At 42.4% G+C, this 17,529-nt stretch carries 12 protein-coding genes and 3 pseudogenes; 14 read left to right on the top strand and 1 reads right to left on the bottom strand.

Translation table 11 applies throughout. The annotated features are described in order from the left end of the window. Window positions 1–362: 362 nt before the first annotated feature. The 3 genes and pseudogenes from NI000_RS14980 to NI000_RS14990 all read left to right on the top strand — a co-directional run bounded on the left by NI000_RS14980 (window position 363) and on the right by NI000_RS14990 (window position 2,743). Window positions 363–806 (top strand): cell wall hydrolase, encoded by a 444-nt coding sequence (locus NI000_RS14980; RefSeq protein ID WP_253411808.1) that lies wholly within the window; start codon window positions 363–365, stop codon window positions 804–806. A 402-nt stretch (window positions 807–1,208) separates the two neighbouring features. Next, window positions 1,209–1,385, top strand: a pseudogene (locus tag NI000_RS37110) (winged helix-turn-helix domain-containing protein); the annotation flags it as partial. A 416-nt stretch (window positions 1,386–1,801) separates the two neighbouring features. Then, window positions 1,802–2,743 (top strand): collagen-like protein, encoded by a 942-nt coding sequence (locus tag NI000_RS14990; protein WP_253411813.1) that lies wholly within the window; start codon window positions 1,802–1,804, stop codon window positions 2,741–2,743. Between the two features lie 217 nt (window positions 2,744–2,960). Here NI000_RS14990 and NI000_RS14995 read toward each other — a convergent pair whose 3' ends face one another. Then, window positions 2,961–3,545 carry a DUF4062 domain-containing protein gene (locus NI000_RS14995; protein WP_253411815.1) on the bottom strand — a complete coding sequence of 195 codons (585 nt, stop codon included), beginning with the start codon at window positions 3,543–3,545 and terminating at the stop codon, window positions 2,961–2,963. A 191-nt stretch (window positions 3,546–3,736) separates the two neighbouring features. On the opposite strand from NI000_RS14995, the gene NI000_RS15000 reads away from it, so the two are divergent. The 11 genes and pseudogenes from NI000_RS15000 (at window position 3,737) to NI000_RS15045 (ending at window position 17,521) form a co-directional block, all read left to right on the top strand. After that, window positions 3,737–4,420, top strand: a complete 684-nt coding sequence (locus NI000_RS15000) for a response regulator transcription factor (protein WP_253411817.1) — start codon at window positions 3,737–3,739, stop codon at window positions 4,418–4,420. Window positions 4,421–4,712: 292 nt separating this feature from the next. Then, a pseudogene (locus NI000_RS37115) lies at window positions 4,713–4,943 on the top strand (histidine kinase dimerization/phospho-acceptor domain-containing protein); the annotation flags it as partial. Window positions 4,944–5,105: 162 nt separating this feature from the next. Next, window positions 5,106–5,423, top strand: a pseudogene (locus NI000_RS37120) (sensor histidine kinase); the annotation flags it as partial. A gap of 96 nt (window positions 5,424–5,519) precedes the next feature. After that, window positions 5,520–6,203 carry an ABC transporter ATP-binding protein gene (locus tag NI000_RS15010; protein ID WP_253411821.1) on the top strand — a complete coding sequence of 228 codons (684 nt, stop codon included), beginning with the start codon at window positions 5,520–5,522 and terminating at the stop codon, window positions 6,201–6,203. Next, window positions 6,200–8,764 (top strand): ABC transporter permease, encoded by a 2,565-nt coding sequence (locus NI000_RS15015; protein ID WP_253411823.1) that lies wholly within the window; start codon window positions 6,200–6,202, stop codon window positions 8,762–8,764. Before NI000_RS15010 ends, NI000_RS15015 begins: the two co-directional genes overlap by 4 nt. A 428-nt stretch (window positions 8,765–9,192) precedes the next feature. Next, window positions 9,193–9,933 (top strand): LytR/AlgR family response regulator transcription factor, encoded by a 741-nt coding sequence (locus tag NI000_RS15020; RefSeq protein WP_253411825.1) that lies wholly within the window; start codon window positions 9,193–9,195, stop codon window positions 9,931–9,933. A 1-nt stretch (window position 9,934) separates the two neighbouring features. Further along, the gene (locus NI000_RS15025; RefSeq protein WP_253411827.1) at window positions 9,935–11,206 is read left to right on the top strand and encodes an ATP-binding protein; all 1,272 of its coding nucleotides are present in this window, start codon (window positions 9,935–9,937) and stop codon (window positions 11,204–11,206) included. Window positions 11,207–11,345: 139 nt separating this feature from the next. After that, window positions 11,346–13,400, top strand: a complete 2,055-nt coding sequence (locus tag NI000_RS15030) for a serine hydrolase domain-containing protein (RefSeq protein ID WP_253411829.1) — start codon at window positions 11,346–11,348, stop codon at window positions 13,398–13,400. 158 nt (window positions 13,401–13,558) lie between these two features. After that, window positions 13,559–15,607: a serine hydrolase domain-containing protein gene (locus tag NI000_RS15035; RefSeq protein WP_253411831.1), complete on the top strand. Its 2,049-nt coding sequence runs from the start codon at window positions 13,559–13,561 to the stop codon at window positions 15,605–15,607. Between the two features lie 287 nt (window positions 15,608–15,894). Beyond that, entirely contained in the window at window positions 15,895–16,584 is a 690-nt protein-coding gene (locus NI000_RS15040; protein ID WP_253411833.1) for a response regulator transcription factor, read from the top strand. 1 nt (window position 16,585) lies between these two features. Further along, entirely contained in the window at window positions 16,586–17,521 is a 936-nt protein-coding gene (locus NI000_RS15045) for a HAMP domain-containing histidine kinase (RefSeq protein ID WP_253411835.1), read from the top strand. Window positions 17,522–17,529: the final 8 nt, after the last annotated feature.

The following is a 17,529-nucleotide window of genomic DNA, read 5'->3' on the forward strand; positions in this document are numbered from 1 at the left end:
TAGCGTAAATCATTACGTTACGATAGTTTCAAGTAGAAAATGGAAAATTTAAAACTTTTGCATATGCTTTGCAGCTCAAGATGCTGGTTAAGGATCTCGGGGATATAGATATTTCTGAGATAACACTGAATCTGCCGAAGGAATACCTAGCTAAGTAGTCCGATCGATTAAAGCCAAGCAGCCTAGGGCACCGTATCCGTTTTGCATAGCCCAAAATGGATAAGCACAGGTTGCCGTATTGGAGAGGTCGAGAAGTGAAGCATTGAGGATCAACTAAAGGGCAGAAGAGTGTGGTGGAACCGGAGTAACACATCCGCTTCACCTACAATATGATGAGTCTAGAAATCTAAAGAGGTGATCCAATGGCAGTCGTAAAAGCGAGGAAACAGGATATTGATATGTTGGCAAGGTTGCTTCGGGCTGAAGCTGAGACCGAAGGCGAACAGGGCATGCTCCTTGTTGGAAATGTTGGCATTAACCGAATAAGAGCGAATTGCTCCGATTTTAAAGGAATCCGGACAATTCCCCAAATGATCAACCAGCCGCATGCGTTCGAAGCGTTGCTACATGGTTTGTACTATCAAAACGCAAGAGAGAGGGAACGCCGTCTGGCGCGACAGGCTGTGAATGGGGCGCGGAATTGGCCAGCCAAATTCTCCCTATGGTATTTCCGTCCAGGAACGTTCGAAAATCCCGAACCATGTCCGCCAACCTGGTATAATCAGCCGCTCGCAGGACGATGGAAGAAGCACTGTTTTTATGAACCGACCGCGAAAGAATGTGAAAATGTATATAATACGTTTTAATATTATAAACGAAAAGAGCTCAGGATCTCTTAACCTGACTTGTCACAGCCATGTGTCGGATGACAAGAACTTTATTTCATCAAGTGCCGCGTAAATCGCGGCTTCTTTGGTTTTAGCGGAATAAAGTTGTTGTCACGGTCATTTTTCGGAAACTATACCCACGTGACAGGCCGTCCAATGTCGGATGACAAGAACATTAGCCGAATGAAATCTGCTTGAATTGCGGGCTTTATTTATTATCGGATCGGGCACGGTAGTTCAATCTCCAACTATGACTAGGCTACCTACATGGATCGGCAGCCTAACTCCGTCTTTGACCACTGACGTAAACAACTGGTATTACCCCAATCAAAGCGAAGTTCCCGGCACATAAATATAACATATACAACCATCTACTTTGCCCTGAGACTGGGAGAACTGTCCGCAGAGCTGTTCAGCCGCGCGGTGTCTATTCAGGGTGAACAGCTGGATTTAACGCCCAAGGAATTTGATCTACTGGTATTGTTGATGCGCAATCCGGGTCGGGTCTTCTATTCACGGGAAGTGCTGCTGGAAAAGTTGTGGGATATGGATTTCGCGACGAAAATCTGTGCCGAAAAGTTTACTCCGACCAACTTCCTTCAATTAATTGTTGGGAATGGAATATTAAGCTAAAGAGTGCTTCCTTAGACGGATTACGTTCGGCCGCTGCGATCAGGCTCTCCGTTCATTCTTCAACCCAGCGTTCAAAGCGTGCACGAGGGGTAAGATCCTTAATCGCTTGAAGAAGCTCTGTTTTGCTTGTCTTCAGCACTTCTCTGAGGCTGGGTACTGAAGGTACAAAAAAAAGACCCAAATGTGATTTGGGTTGACGAAGTGAAGGATGAGTTGTCTTAATATTAAATTATGTAATCATAACTGAAAGAGTGTTGGATTTTGTGGTATAACACTACCCTAGCATAAACCCAATTTTCTAAAAATAGTTTTTAGTCTAGCCAATAGCAGGCTATTAGTCCATGCCTAAAAAAACCGACTCACGTACACTGAACCATCTTTATAGGGAGGTGTCGTTGTTGAGTTGTCCCGATATAAAAAAACGGTGTAAAAAGAAAACCATAATTGTGTGCCATCCAAAAGAGAAAAAAAAGAAACGTCGTCTTCGGGTAATTAAAAAGATAGTTTGTAAAAAGTGTCCCCCGCCTAAAGGACGGCAATTACTTCGAGGACTTGCGGGAGCAATTGCAGAAGCTGGACCTCAAGGACTTGCAGGAGCACTCGGACCCCGAGGATTAGCAGGGCTTGTGGGAGCAATTGGCGCACTTGGACCTGAAGGAATTGCAGGAGCACTTGGACCCCAAGGAGCAGCAGGACTTGTAGGAGCGATTGGTGCACTTGGACCTGAAGGAATTGCAGGAGCACTTGGACCCCAAGGAGCAGCAGGACTTGCAGGAGCAATTGGCGCAGCTGGACTGGCGGGACCAGCAGGACCAGCAGGACCAGCGGGTCCGGCGGGACCTTCAGGGCCGGCAGGTGGAGTATTAGGCTTTGCAGATTTTTTTGCCTTGATGCCTCCTGATAATGCAGCAACTGTTGCCCCCAACACGGACGTAAGTTTTCCGCAAGATGGTCCAATTAGTGGGACTGCAATTACCCGTATAAATGCGAGCTCATTTAACTTGGCTGCAATTGGCACATATCAGGTTTTGTTTCAGGTAAATGTTAACGAAGCGGGTCAATTGATTTTAACACTAAATGGTGCTGACCTAGCCTATACGGTGGTCGGGCGTGCAACAGGAACTTCTCAAATAGTAGGAATGGCACTTGTGCAAACAACGGTCATTAATTCAGTACTCACAGTTCGAAATCCTGCTGGCAATTCCACGGCACTCACGATCACTCCATTAGCTGGAGGAACAAGGTCAGTTTCCGCACACCTTGTTATTATGCAGATCGCATAGAGGGAAAAAATACAATATTTTTCGATAAAAATGCCAAATATCAAATAGAGGCCGCCCTTAATATTTCTGCGGTACAATTCTTGGTACGGGGACATTATGCTCCTACGACACAAATATAGATATACCATATTACTGGTGTCCCTCAGCCATTTTCATGGCTTTTGGGACACTCTCTTTGTTCTTTCTTCTTTAACTGCTTTTTGAAGGCAGGTTCACATCAATTATCTGCTCTTTTATACTGCTCTAACTCAGCCTTTAATCTGGCATTCTCTTCCAACAACTTTTGTACATCGGGTATGTCCTTGCCGGAAACCCAGCCACCCAAATCGTCTCTTCCTTTATACTCCTTCAATTTTTCATGAATAACCCATCTAACGTGCCATTCTTCTGCAATATGAAATATGGACACGTCTTCCATTACGGATTGTTTAAACTCTTGGAACTTCTCATAGTCTGACATGACGACAAAGTCGTATGGCTTTTGTCTTAATGCTTCATCGGTTAAAACAAGAGCGAATCTTGGTTTACCTAGTTCTCCGGCATAATCATATTCCCAATGAGGATAACTCTTCGATTCATCGGGAAGCATGGTTCCATAGATTCCTCCGAGAATGAGGATATATACATCGGATTCATCGATCCATCTCTTAATCGTTTCCATTGGACTTTCCAGAAAGAATGGCTCGATTCCAATTCCAGCAGGAATGTGACCAGCTTTAAGTACAGCTTCTACAGCGGCTTGACGTTCTGCAACGAGATCGGCAAAAGAAGACGATATGAAGACTTGTAATTTTTTTCTCATAGGCCACCTTATGAAATGAAATTATTATAAATCATACCGTTGGCTTCGTTCATATGTCAATAATTGCCGAGATTTCAGTGCCTCAGATAGCAGCCGGGGCCGCTTCTTTGCGAATCATCCCCTTTTTTGTATGATACAATCATGAGTTAATAGTCCTTTTTCTTAAAAATTCAAATTAGGATGATGATCCAATGAACATTTTGCTTGTGGAAGATGATAAAACTATCGCGTCCGGCCTCGAGTATTCTCTACAGCAAGACCAGTTTTCCACGATTCTGTGCCACGACGTCGCATCTGCGAAAAAGGTCATAGCCGAGCAGTTGGATCAGTTCGCTTTATGTCTGTTCGATTTATCGCTGCCGGATGGAAGCGGGTATGAATTGTGTAAAATGGTGAAGGAGCAAAGCGATATTCCCGTTATTTTCCTGACAGCCGTTGATGATGAAGTCAATGTCGTGATGGGGCTTGATATGGGAGCGGACGATTATATTACGAAGCCTTTTCGAATTCGCGAGCTGCTCTCGCGGATAAAATCGGTTTTGCGAAGATATCAGAAGCAGCCGCAGGCCAGAGCCATCATCGAAGTAGATGCTATCCGGATCAATACGCTTGAAGGCAAGGTATATAAACATGGCGATGAAATTCCGGTGACGGCTTTGGAGTACCGCTTATTGCTGATTTTCGCGAACCATATCGGGCAGATCCTCTCCAGAAATCAGCTTTTGGAACAAATTTGGGATGTGGCCGGGGATTTCGTCAACGACAATACGCTAACTGTTTACATCAAAAGGCTGAGGGAAAAACTAGAGGATGATCCGAAAGATCCAACGTTCATTAAAACCGTACGCGGTTTAGGATATAAGGTCGGTGAGTAGCATGCTGCGTAATCGCGAGATCCGCCTCGTACTTTTGTTGATGTGCGCAATAAGTCTGGTTATGCTTGCCGCCGCGGCTTTTTTTTCGATAGCTGCCGTGGTCCTCGTTCTAATGACTTCCATTTTACTCATTGGGTGCAGCTATCTGTTTACGAGATTGAGATATCTAGAGATTGAGAAATTGTCCGGCTATTTGCGACGAATTAGCGGCGGCGACTATTCCCTTGACGTCCGGGATAATCGGGAAGGGGAATTCAGCATTCTGAAAAATACGATTTATAAAGTAACCGTCATGCTGTCGGAGCAGAGCGCCCTTTTGCATAAAGACAAAATCCATCTTACCGACGCGATTTCGGATATATCCCATCAGCTCAAAGCGCCTTTAACCTCCATGATGGTCATGGCCGACTTATTGGACGACGCCAAGCTGCCTGAAGCGAAAAGAACGGAATTTACGCACAATATTCGTATTCAGCTCGAGCGGCTGGATTGGCTTGTTTCTTCGTTATTGAAGCTTTCGAAAATCGACGCAGGCGCCGTACAGTTCAAGAAAGATCATGTCAGGGTGACCAGGCTTATTGAAAAAGCGTTACAGCCCGTTCTCATTCCGATAGACATCAAAGAACAGACGGTTTCGGTAACGGGCGATGACAGCGTCTCATTTCTAGGCGATCTGAATTGGACAACCGAAGCGGTAATCAATATTTTAAAAAACGGTGTGGAGCATACGCAAGCAGGCGGAACCATCGCGATTTCCTTTTCCGAGAACCCGCTATTTACAGAGATTAGGATCGAAGATAATGGCAAAGGCATCCCCAAGGAAGAGATCGCTCATATTTTTAAACGTTTTTATAAAGGAAAGAGTGCCGGCGAGGGCAGCAGCGGCATCGGTCTCTCGCTGGCTCATAGCATTATAACGAAGCAGAATGGAGATATAGAGGTCCAGAGTGAACTCCATAAGGGAACACAATTTCGGATTCGCTTCTACAAGCAAGTCGTCTAACCAAGGCTAAGTGACTAGACTGTCACTTTCAAGTCACTGTAAAGTCACTTCAGGCAGATATACTAAATCCATCGACAAACGTATGGAGGTTTCAGCATGGAAATTCTGAGGATCGAACATCTGTCTAAAGTGTATGGAAAAGGCGACACGGCGGTAAAAGCGCTTGATGACGTATCCTTCTCGGTGGACAAAGGGGAGTTCGTCGCCATCATCGGTCCGTCCGGATCGGGGAAATCGACGCTTTTGCATATGCTAGGCGGTGTAGATAGACCGACAAGCGGAAAAGTGTTGGTGGACCGTACGGACATGTACAGCCTGGATGAAACGCAGCTGGCGATTTTTAGACGGAGACAAATCGGGTTGATTTATCAGTTTTACAATCTTATTCCAATTTTGACGGTTGAAGAAAATATCCAGCTCCCGCTTTTGCTCGATCAGCATAAGGTGGATCAAAAGCAGTTTGAGGATATTGTAAAGACGTTAAATTTACAAAACCGCTTGAATCATTTGCCCAACCAGCTTTCCGGCGGCCAACAGCAGCGGGTCTCGATCGGCAGAGCGTTGATGAATCAGCCTGCTATCATCCTGGCAGACGAACCGACCGGTAATCTGGACAGTAAAAACGGCAGCGAAATCATTGACTTATTGAAAATGTTCAACAAAAGCTTGCATCAGACGCTGATTATGATCACCCATGATGAACGAATTGCTTTACAAGCCGACAGAGTTATCGCCATTGAAGATGGGAAGATTGCCAAAGACGAGGTCATTCGGCCATGAACATTATCCATAAGCTAACGCTCCGACATTTAATGAAAAATAAGAAGCAAACGCTGGTGACCGTGATCGGAGTTATGATTTCCGTGGCCATGGTGACGGCGGTTATAACGCTTGGCTCCTCTTTTCTGGTGTTAATGCAAAAGCAAACGATTCAAGAGTATGGGGAATGGCACGTCCTGTACAAAAACGTCAACAAAGATCAGCTCGCAGCGATCAAACAGGATGCGGCAACCAAACAATTCATCACTTCCAAGGAACGCGGCTTCGCTCTATTACCAGGAAGCCAAAATATCAACAAGCCATATTTGTTCATCAAAGCGTTTAATACCCAAGGCTTTAACAACTTCCCTATTGCATTGAGTGAAGGGCGTCTGCCTCAACAAGCGAATGAGATCGTCCTTTCGGAAGCTATCGCCACGAACGCTAAAGTCACCTACCGGATTGGTGATCGGTTAACCCTTGATGTCGGGCAGCGCTCGAATCATACCGATCCTGACAATAAGGACCTTTCTCAAAACGAACAATTAAGATTCTTCAACGGGACTAGCGCGGAAACCTTAATTCAGACGACAACCGAAACGTATACCGTTGTAGGCTTTATTAAACGTCCTTCGTGGGAGCAGACGTGGGCGCCGGGGTATACGGCCCTTACCTATGTCGACGAGAACATGGCGGACACCAACAAAACCGTTGATGCGAGCGTGGTCCTCAAGAAGGTCGATGGCACTGTATTTGCTCATGCCAATGACTTGTCCATGAAAAACAACATCAGCTCGTTTAAAACGAATGAGTCTCTATTGCGTTATTATGGCGTCATGGGCGGCGGATTAGGCAAAACCTATAGCTCGCTATTCGTCATTGTAGTGCTTGTTATAGTCATTGGCTCCGTTTCCTTAATCTACAATGCTTTTGCGATTTCCGTCTCGGAACGGTCACGTTATCTAGGGATGCTGTCGAGTGTTGGCGCAACGAGAAGGCAGAAGAGAAATTCGGTATTTTTTGAGGGCGCGGTGATTGGCGTCATTAGCATTCCCTTAGGCGTCATCTGCGGCATGATTGGAATCGGCATTACCTTTGGCTTCATTAACTCGATGCTCGAAGATGCGATCGGTGTTACCGAAAAATTAACGTTGGTCGTCACGCCTTCATCGCTCGCAGTGACCTGTCTGACCTCGATCGTCACGATATTCATTTCAACGTATCTCCCGGCCCAAAAAGCATCTAAAATTTCTGCCATCGATGCGATTCGGCAAACCATGGATATTAAGCTCACAGGTAAAACGCTGAAAACCTCGAAGCTGACCCAACGGTTATTCGGCATTGAAGCAGAGTTCGGATTGAAAAATTTAAAAAGAAACAAACGCAGGTATTACGCGACTGTCTTTTCACTTGTCATTAGTATCGTGCTGTTTCTATCCGTGTCCTTCTTCACTTCCAACCTGCAGAGATCGTTTGGTCTCTCCCAAAAAGGCTATAACTATGATATCGGAGTATTCAAGAACAGTGAAGTGACGACGCTCGATGAGCGTGTGGTGAAATCGATTGTGTCGTTGGAGGGCGTTACGGAATACAGCCTGATTAAACAGTGGTTTGGTGTTTTCACTTGGGTTGCAGAGAAGTCCGTTCCCGAAGGTGTGAAATCATATTTGGATCCTGATCAGGGGCGGTATAAATACCATATACAAGTAAATGCTTTAAGTGAAGACAAGTTGAAAGCCTATGCCCAAAAGGTCGGCACCGATTACGCCAAGCTAACGAATCCCGCTCACCCAACCGCCATATTGATTGATGTCATGAAATATAAAGATGAAAAGAACAAAATTATCGAAACGAAAGCTATCCAGGGCCGAGTAGGGGAAATGCTTGATCTCGTCTCCTCCGATTCTAATGAGGAATCGGTCAGCAAAGTGGGGCTTGCCGCGGTAACGGATCAATTTCCGATGGGACTTGTTCCAAGCAGCTTTGAAGTTCATCTTGTTGTATCCGAGCCGGTCTTCGACCAGTTAATGAAAAAAAGCAAGGATAAACCGTTTTCCTCACTTTACCTGAATAGTAAAGATCCTTTGAAAACACAGCAAGACATCGAAGAAATGAAGAAAGAGCTGGAAGTCTCGAACATATTTCAAGTAAGACAGCACTCTGAACAAATAATCCTGTTATTGTCCGTATTTGTTTACGGTTTTGTGGCATTAATTACGGCGCTTTCGATGGCGAATATTCTCAACACGATTTCGACGAGCATTGCCCTTCGCAAACGGGAATTTGCGATGCTGAGATCGGTGGGGATGACGCCGAAAAGCTTTAATAAAATGATAAACTATGAAAGCATATTTTATGGAATCAAGGCCCTAGCTTATGGGCTTCCGATCAGCGCAGTGATTATGGTGTTGATCTACCGGGCCATCAGCTACAGTTTTTCGTACGGTTTCATGGTGCCATGGACCAGTATCCTGTACGTGATTGCGGCCGTATTTGTTATCGTGAGCTTGTCTATGTATTACGCCAGCATAAGAGTAAAAAAGGCAAACATTATTGATGCTTTGAAGCAGGAGAATCTATAGACTGGACAGCCGATCACATAGCTTAGGAAAGTTTTCTTTAGCCCCGCCGATTTGTTGGTGGGGATTTTTTCATTGACGTCCGGGGGAGTTTCTGCTGCTGAAGTTAACGCTCTTCCGGAGTCCGCCAAAGTAGCGAAGGCAGTGACTGTAGCGAATAAAACTTCTTTGACTCTAGGGAAAGGAAAATATACCATAGGGCTTAGAGCGAATTTCTCTGATGGCACAGAACAAAATATCACAACCGAGATCGATATAGTCGTTCACTAGGTTTGGGACATAAAAGTCTCCAGGCATTCGTCACGTGAGAAGTGATTTAAGGGATTAAAATATGCATTTCATCCAAAAGTTATCTATATGAAGTCAAAAGGTTGTATCATGCTTACATAGAGTTCTAGAATAAAAGTAATGGAAATGAGGGGAGATCTTTTTTGTATAGAGTGGCTATTTGCGATGATGAGGAGACACAAAGAGAGCTTGTTAAAGCTATCCTGATTACTTTGTCGATAAAGTCAAATATAGATTTTGAGATCGAATTATTCGGCTCGGGAGAGCAGTTGGTATCTTATTATGAGCGCCGTGAAAATCCATTCCATATATTGATCTTGGACATTGAAATGGGTGGAATGAACGGGATTCAAACAGCCCGAACAATAAGAGGTTTAAATAACCTGGATGAACAAATTATTTTTCTGACAAGCTACCCTCAATATATGGTGGAAAGTTTTGACGTCATGACATTCCAGTATTTGATAAAACCCATTGCCCCCTCAATCTTGGAGGAGAAAATCATCAAGCTATACCAATACTTTCAAGCACTTGATAAAAAGTTTATGGTCATCAAGTCAGCCTATGAAGAAGTCGTTATCAAATATGATGACCTCATTAGTATTGAAGCTGCTAAAAGTTTAACCATAAAAAGCAAACTGCATTTTACGACCACGAATCAAACCTATGATAGCAAAGGCACCATTTCAGATTATGTTATGGCCTTAAAAGACTGTAACTTCTTGCAAATCCATCGTTCCATCATTATTAACTTACTTCATGTGAGGAAGTTTGCTAGCGGAGTTGTTCTAATGTCCAATGGGTTGGAATTACCCATAGGCCGTTCTAAAATTGAAGAGGTTAAAGATGTTTATACCAAATATATGATTAGGAAGATCGATTAATATGATTCAAAATAATTTACTTGTTGTCACTATCATTGTACTTGTGATGGGCTTTCAACTTAATTTTTTCTTCAACTCGGTTTTTGGTAAATCAACCAAAAAAAAATACCGATTCATTTACTTCATTATCATGATGTTGCTCGGTTACCTATCTCTAGTTATTCCCGTCTCTCCTCTTTCATCTTCGATTCTACCCTTGCTTATGATATTTAGTTTTGCGCAATCTTATAAAGTAGAATTTAAAACCAAGTTCACTTTTTCAATACTTTACGCTGTTTTAATGACTTTTGCTATTTTTATATCCTGTTATCTTTTTTATACCCTAGATTCAGTTGACATTAGCTTTGATCCTGTAAATGAACAAGATCAAATAGACAACACGAAAGCTATTTTACTCAGTCATGTGATCATGTTTGCGATCATTCAGATCATACGACTAGTTGCAAAACGCAGAAGTTCATCTTTGGATAATCGTTACTACGTATTATTCTTGGTTGTTCCTCTCGTAAGTATATACCAGCTGAGTATTCTAACTCATAAGGATGTTTATTCTTTGATTTCCGTTATTGGATTAATTTTTTTAAACGTGATGATTGTCTATATTTTTGATAATATCGTTGATAAATTTCAATTCATGCATGAGAATACTCAGTTGCAACATCAGATGGACTATCAGGATGCGAATTATGAAAAAGTCGTTCACAGCTTCAAATCCATTAAAAGAATCATTCACGATACGAATCAACAGTTTTTGTATATTGAAGAGTGTATTAAGCGAAATGAGCTTGCAGCAGCCATGGAACATATTAAGACTACATTAAATAAAGTCGAGGGAGCCTATCACCGGGTGAATACGGGGAATCTGGTTATAGATGCTCTTGTCACAAATACGCTAAATATTGGACAAGCCAATGGCATAAGAATAGATACGAAGCTTAACTTATGTTCACAAGAAGTCCATATTGACCGTTATGACTTATGTGTTGTCATTGGAAACATGCTAGATAACGCAATAGAAGCTTCTAAAAAGTTGAAAATCGCAGAAGATAGGTACATTCTTATCAAAATACATTCTACCGAGTCTACCCTTCTCATTCACATCTTGAATCATATGGAGAATGAAGTTGCCCACTTATACAGCCACAAACCAAACCCGGAATTTCATGGTATTGGATTAACCAATATAGCTAGAATCTGCGACAAGTACGGTGGTCATATGACGATTGAAACGGAAAATAAAGTATTTAATAATATGGTCCTCCTACCATTTTAAACGAACAATCCTTGGACAATATGTTGTTCAGGGATTGTTTTTTTCGTTTCAGGGCTTATTTAAATACAGCAGCCTTCTTCCATGTATGATGAATTGGGGTACATACAATCTAGAAAGAAATTACGAGGAGGAATGAATAATGAAGAAAATGGTTTCTGTAGTAATGACCGCTATGCTTATTACCATACCGGTCACCTCTGCTTTTGCTGGAACGGAACCGGGTACTGTAAAAGAAAGGGCACAGGTGCTAGCTTCGAAGCTCCTTTCCGTCACTGGTGCAAGTGGTGTGCAGTATGCCATTATGGATAAGGGATCCATTGTTTTATCAGATAACGCCGGTGTAAAAGATAAAGCTTCCAAAGCTCCGATCACCAAAGACACTATGTTTGGTATAGGTTCGGTAAGTAAAATGCATGTGTCTGCTGCAACGATGATGCTAGCTGATGCTTATGAAATTGATATTGATGAGCCACTTACAACGTATATCGAAGACTTCAAAATGGCAGATGAAAGATATAAGAAAATTACACCTCGTATGTTAATGAATCATTCGTCAGGGCTTTACGGTACTCACCTTCCGAATAGTTCTTTATTTGATGACAATGATACAATAGTCCACGATGGATTATTGAACAAGTTAAAATCGGAACATTTAAAAGCAAATCCAGGTGAATTTTCCGTGTATTGTAACGATGGGTTTGATTTGCTTGAAATCATGATTGAACGAGTGAGCGGTATGAGCTATACCAAATTCCTTGCGAAATATGTGAGCAAGCCTCTGAATTTAAGCTCAACTAAAACACCACTTGATCAATTTGATAGAGAAAGGGTAGCCAAAGCTTACTTCCCTACGATGGATCAGGCTTTACCCATTGAGAATACTAACACCCTTGGGTCAGGCGGGCTCTACTCAACTGCAGAAGACGTAACTAAGTTTGCAGATATGTTAATAGGCAATCGCACGGACGTTCTATCTAAACAATCAGCCAAAGCCATGCAAAGTCCTGAATATAAAAGAGGAATATGGGTTTCTGAAAAAGCGAACTCCGTTAGCTATGGTCTTGGTTGGGACACGGTTCGCTTGCCAGAGTTTGATGATTACGGAATAACGGCATTATACAAAGGTGGAGACACCATTAATTATCACGGTTCCTTGATCACAATACCAGAACATAATATTTCTATGGCTGTGCTTTCTTCAGGAGGGTCTTCAGTATTCAATGCTACATTTTCAACTAAAGTTTTATTAGAATATTTAAAAGACAAGGGGCATATTAAGGAAATTCTACCCGAGAAAACATTTAAACCTGCCTTGAAGGTGAACATGCCGTCTGAAATGCTTTCTTATGCTGGATTGTATGGTACAAGGGATTCAACCATAAATTTGGAGATTAAGAACGGAGAGATTGATTTACCTGCACAAAACGGAGGGTTGATACCCGCACAAACCTATGTGTATACGGGCAATGGACAATTCAAAAGCAAAGATGGCAGTGCAACATTAAGCTTTGACAAACAAACAAATGGAAAAACATATGTGAAGCTTAAAGCCTATACGAATAACCTAGGATTAGGTCAGTCCATGATGGTGTTCTATGCCTATCAAAAGTTGGATTCCAATCCACTCCAACCAACAACGAAAAAGGTATGGGAAAATAGAAATGGAAAAAGTTATTATAGGGTGGATGAAAAGATAACTTCTACATTTTATCTGGCCATGCCATTGTTATCAAAGACAATATCCGTTGATATGGATCATGGATACGCAAATGGGACTAAAATTGTTAATGAGAATCAAGCGGTAAATGTTATCCAAATTCCGATTATGGCCGGAAGAGATGTATTTGATCTCAACTTTTATAAAGAAGGACAGACGGAGTATTTAAAGATTGATGGATTCTCTTATATCGATGAAGATGCTATTCAACCCATTGATGAAGGGAAGGATTCAACCTTCAGCATACCATCCAATGGTCAGGTTAGATGGTATAAAATTGATGAAAAATCAGCCAATCGGGTCATGAACGTTAAGACTCCGGTAAGTGGGGGATTTGCCGTTTACGACAAGAATGGAATGTCTGTAAACCTTTCAAAGGTAACTAACAATCATTCGGTAGTACTGCCTGAAGGTGGGATGATCGTTTTTGGCGGAAAAGCGGGTGATGTATTTAAAATTGAATTGAAGAATAAATAGATTTCTCCGTACATTTTAAACAAACAATCCTTGGACAATATGTTGTTTAGGGATTGTTTTTTTCGTTTCAGGGCGGTTTTTAATACAGCAGCCTTCTTCCATGTATGATGAATTGGGGTACATACAATCTTGAAAGAAATTACGAGGAGGAATGAATAATGAAGAAAATGGTTTCTGTAGTAATGACCGCTATGCTTATTACCCTACCGGTCACCTCTGCTTTTGCTGAAACGAATCCGAATCCGGTTACTGTAAAAGAAAGGGCACAGGTGCTGGCTTCGAAGCTCCTTTCTGTCTCTGGTGCAAGTGGTGTGCAGTATGCCATTATGGATAAGGGATCCATTGTTTTATCAGATAACGCGGGTGTATATGATAAAGCTTCCAAAGCTCCGATCACCAAAGACACCATGTTTGGTATAGGTTCGGTAAGTAAAATGCATGTATCTGCTGCAGCGATGATACTAGCTGATGCTAATAAAATTGATATTGATAAACCACTTACAACGTATATCAAAGACTTCAAAATGGCAGATGAAAGATATAAAAAAATTACACCTCGTATGTTAATGAATCATGCGTCAGGGCTTTACGGTTCTCACTATCCGAATAGTTTGTTATTTGATGACAATGATACAATAGTCCACGATGAATTATTGACCAAGTTACAATCAGAACATTTAAAAGCAAATCCAGGTGAATTCTCCGTTTATTGTAACGATGGGTTTGGTCTGCTTGAAATCATGATTGAACGAGTGAGCGGTATGAGCTATACCGAATTCCTTGCGAAATATGTGAGCACGCCTCTGAATTTAAGCTCAACTAAAACACCACGTGATCAATTTGATAGAGAAAGGTTAACCAAAATTTACTTCCCTACGATGAATCAGGCTTTACCCATTGAGAATGTTAACACCCTTGGGGCAGGCGGGCTCTACTCAACTGCAGAAGACGTAACTAAGTTTGCAGAAATATTAATGGGTGATCGAACGGACGTTCTATCTAAACAATCAGCCAAAGCCATGCAAAGTCCTGAATATAAAAGAGGAATATGGGTTCCTGAAAAAACGAACGCCTTTAACTATGGTCTTGGTTGGGACACGGTTAGCTTGCCAGAGTTTGATGATTACGGAATAACGGCATTATCCAAAGGTGGAGACACCATTAATTATCACGGTTTCTTGATTGCACTACCAGAACATCATATTTCTATGGCTGTGCTTTCTTCAGGAGGGTCTTCAGGATTCAATGGTACATTTGTAACTAAAGTTTTATTAGAATACTTAAAAGACCAGGGGCATATTAAGGAAATTCTACCCGAGAAAACATTTAAACCTGCCTTGAAGGTGAACATGCCGTCTGAATTGCTTTCTTATGCTGGCTTTTATGGTACAAAGGATTCAACCATTAATATAGAGATTAAGGACGGAGAGATTGAGTTACCTGGAGGGTTGATACCCGCACAAACATATGTGTATACGGGCGATGGACAATTCAAAAGCAAAGATGGCAGTGTAACATTAAGCTTTGACAAACAAACAAATGGAAAAACATATGTGAAGCTTAAAGCCTATACGAATGAAGGATTAGGTCAGTCCATGATGGTGTTCTATGCCTATCAAAAGCTGGATTCCAATCCACTCCAACAAACAACTAAAAAGGTATGGGAAAATAGAAACGGAAAAAGTTATTATGCGGTGGATGAAAAGATAAATTCTATATTTTATCTGGCCGCGCCGATCATATCAAAGAAAATATCCGTTGATATGGATCATGGATACGCAAATGGGACTAAAATTGTTAATGAGAATCAAGCAGTAAATGTTGTCCAAATTCCAATTATGATGGGAAGAGATGTATTTGATCTCAACTTTTATAAAGAAGGACATACGGAGTATTTAAAGATTGATGGATTCTCCTATATCAATGAAGATGCTATTCAACCCATTTATGAAGGGAATGATTCATTCTGCATCATACCATCCAATGGTCAGGCTATATGGTATAAAATTGATGAAAAATCAGCCAATCGAGTCATGAACGTTAAGACTCCGGTAAGTGGGGGATTTGCCGTTTACGATAAGAATGGAATGGCTGTGAACTTCTCCAAGGCAACTAACAATCATTCGGTAGTACTGCCTGAAGGTGGGATGATCGTTTTTGGTGGAAAAGCGGGTGATTTATTTAAAATTGAATTGAAGAATAAATAGATTTCTCCGTACATTTTAAACAAACAATCCTTAGACAATATATTGTTTAGGGATTGTTTTTTTCGTTTCAGGGCGTTTTTTAATACAGCAGCCCTCTTCCATGTATGATGAATTCAGTAAGTACAATCTATATATCTGTTTTAACAGGATTGCTGAAAGCCGAACGGTCATATCTCAATTTGGTATGATCGGATTATAATGAGCTTGCTTTTTTGTTATACTAATGAAATGAAAAGTCATAGCAAGCGTAGAGAGGATTGTTCGTTATAAATCATTCGATATTCATTATGGAAGATGATCAAGCCATTGTAGAAATGGTTGAGACTTATTTAACGAAAGAAGGATATGCGGTGACCGTTGCCGGGGATGGCGACGAGGGACTTCGGAAATTCGAGCAGGCGCAGGGGCAATTTGATCTGTTACTCGTCGATCTTATGATGCCCAAGATCGATGGAATGGAAGTCATCCGCCGCATTCGGGCTTACAGCCATGTGCCAATCTTGATTATGTCCGCGAAGGACAGCGACATCGACAAGGCGTTAGGCCTCGGGTTCGGTGCAGACGACTACATTGAGAAACCTTTCTCGATGATCGAATTGTCTGCGAGACTGAAGGCGATCATCCGGCGGGCGACGCAATACGCGAGCGTTGAGACGAAGGTTGCGCCGATGCATAACATCCTGAGCATGGGCGATTTACGGATCGATTTCGATAATTTCGCCGTCTTCAAGCACGAGGAGCCGATAAAATTGACATCCAAAGAGTTCGAGATTCTGCGACTATTCGCAGCGCATCCCAATCGCGTCTTTACGAAAGCACAAATTTACGCGAAGGTATGGAACGATGACTATTACGGCGACGAGAACGTCATTAATGTTCATATGAGCAGGCTGCGGGACAAGATAGAAGATAACCCGTCAGAGCCGCGGTATATTAAGACGCTATGGGGCATTGGCTACAAGTGGGAAGGCCGCTAAGATGACGCTCATTCTATTGATGATGATCGCGATTCTTATCTGTTTAGTCATGTATCTGGCTGTTAATTGCGCGGGCCACCGCAAGCAATTGCGCCAGTTGCGATCAGAGATCGAACGCATATCATCCCTCGCTACCCATGAGAAGTTATTGCTCATGACGAACGACCGGGAGTTCAAAGCGCTGCTGATGGAGATCAACCGGCTCTTGGAGGCGCAGCATCAGATGTACTCTGACTATGCCAAAATGGAAATATCGATGAAAAAGATGGTATCGAATATTTCGCACGATCTGAGGACCCCCTTGACCGTCATACTGGGTTATATTGAGATGCTCCATCTCGATCCGGCGATGCTTGCAGAGGAGCGCGAACGTTTGCTGGGCAAAGTGTATGTCAAAACCCAAGAGACGTTGGTGCTCATTCATGATTTCTTCGATTTGGCTAAGCTGGAGTCCGGGGATCAAGATATGCCGATGACCCGAATTCTCATGAATGAACGTTGCGGCACGACGATTCTGGCTTATTACGACATTCTTGCGGAGCAAGATTACCTCGTCCATATCGAGATCCCGGATCATCCGATTTATGGCTTCGGTAATGATGAGGCGCTGCACCGCGTGCTGAACAATCTGATCTCGAACAGCATTCAATATGGCAATCACGGCAAGCAGCTCGGTTTGACGCTCCGGGAAGATGAATCTTCTGTCTATGTGGATATATGGGACCGGGGAAAGGGCATTGATGCGATGCATATCGATCATGTGTTTGAACGGATGTATACGCTGGAAGATTCGCGGAATAAGTTCTATCAAGGCAGCGGATTGGGTCTTACCATTACGAAGCGGTTGGTGGAGAGTATGGGCGGGTCCATCCACCTCCGCAGCAAGCCTTATGAGTTAACGGTGTTTACCGTTCAATTGAAAAAAGTACAATACTAGCTCATGAA

This window comes from Paenibacillus tyrphae, from assembly GCF_024158745.1.
Lineage (GTDB): Bacteria > Bacillota > Bacilli > Paenibacillales > NBRC-103111 > Paenibacillus_G > Paenibacillus_G tyrfis_A.

Coding starts and splice junctions, on each gene's coding strand:
- NI000_RS15040 (WP_253411833.1), top strand. CDS start 15,895: ATGGAAGATGATCAAGCCATTGTAGAAATGGTTGAGACTTATTTAACG.
- NI000_RS15010 (WP_253411821.1), top strand. CDS start 5,520: ATGGAAATTCTGAGGATCGAACATCTGTCTAAAGTGTATGGAAAAGGC.
- NI000_RS15000 (WP_253411817.1), top strand. CDS start 3,737: ATGAACATTTTGCTTGTGGAAGATGATAAAACTATCGCGTCCGGCCTC.
- NI000_RS15025 (WP_253411827.1), top strand. CDS start 9,935: ATGATTCAAAATAATTTACTTGTTGTCACTATCATTGTACTTGTGATG.
- NI000_RS15015 (WP_253411823.1), top strand. CDS start 6,200: ATGAACATTATCCATAAGCTAACGCTCCGACATTTAATGAAAAATAAG.
- NI000_RS14995 (WP_253411815.1), bottom strand. CDS start 3,545: ATGAGAAAAAAATTACAAGTCTTCATATCGTCTTCTTTTGCCGATCTC.
- NI000_RS14990 (WP_253411813.1), top strand. CDS start 1,802: ATGCCTAAAAAAACCGACTCACGTACACTGAACCATCTTTATAGGGAG.
- NI000_RS14980 (WP_253411808.1), top strand. CDS start 363: ATGGCAGTCGTAAAAGCGAGGAAACAGGATATTGATATGTTGGCAAGG.
- NI000_RS15030 (WP_253411829.1), top strand. CDS start 11,346: ATGAAGAAAATGGTTTCTGTAGTAATGACCGCTATGCTTATTACCATA.
- NI000_RS15045 (WP_253411835.1), top strand. CDS start 16,586: ATGACGCTCATTCTATTGATGATGATCGCGATTCTTATCTGTTTAGTC.
- NI000_RS15035 (WP_253411831.1), top strand. CDS start 13,559: ATGAAGAAAATGGTTTCTGTAGTAATGACCGCTATGCTTATTACCCTA.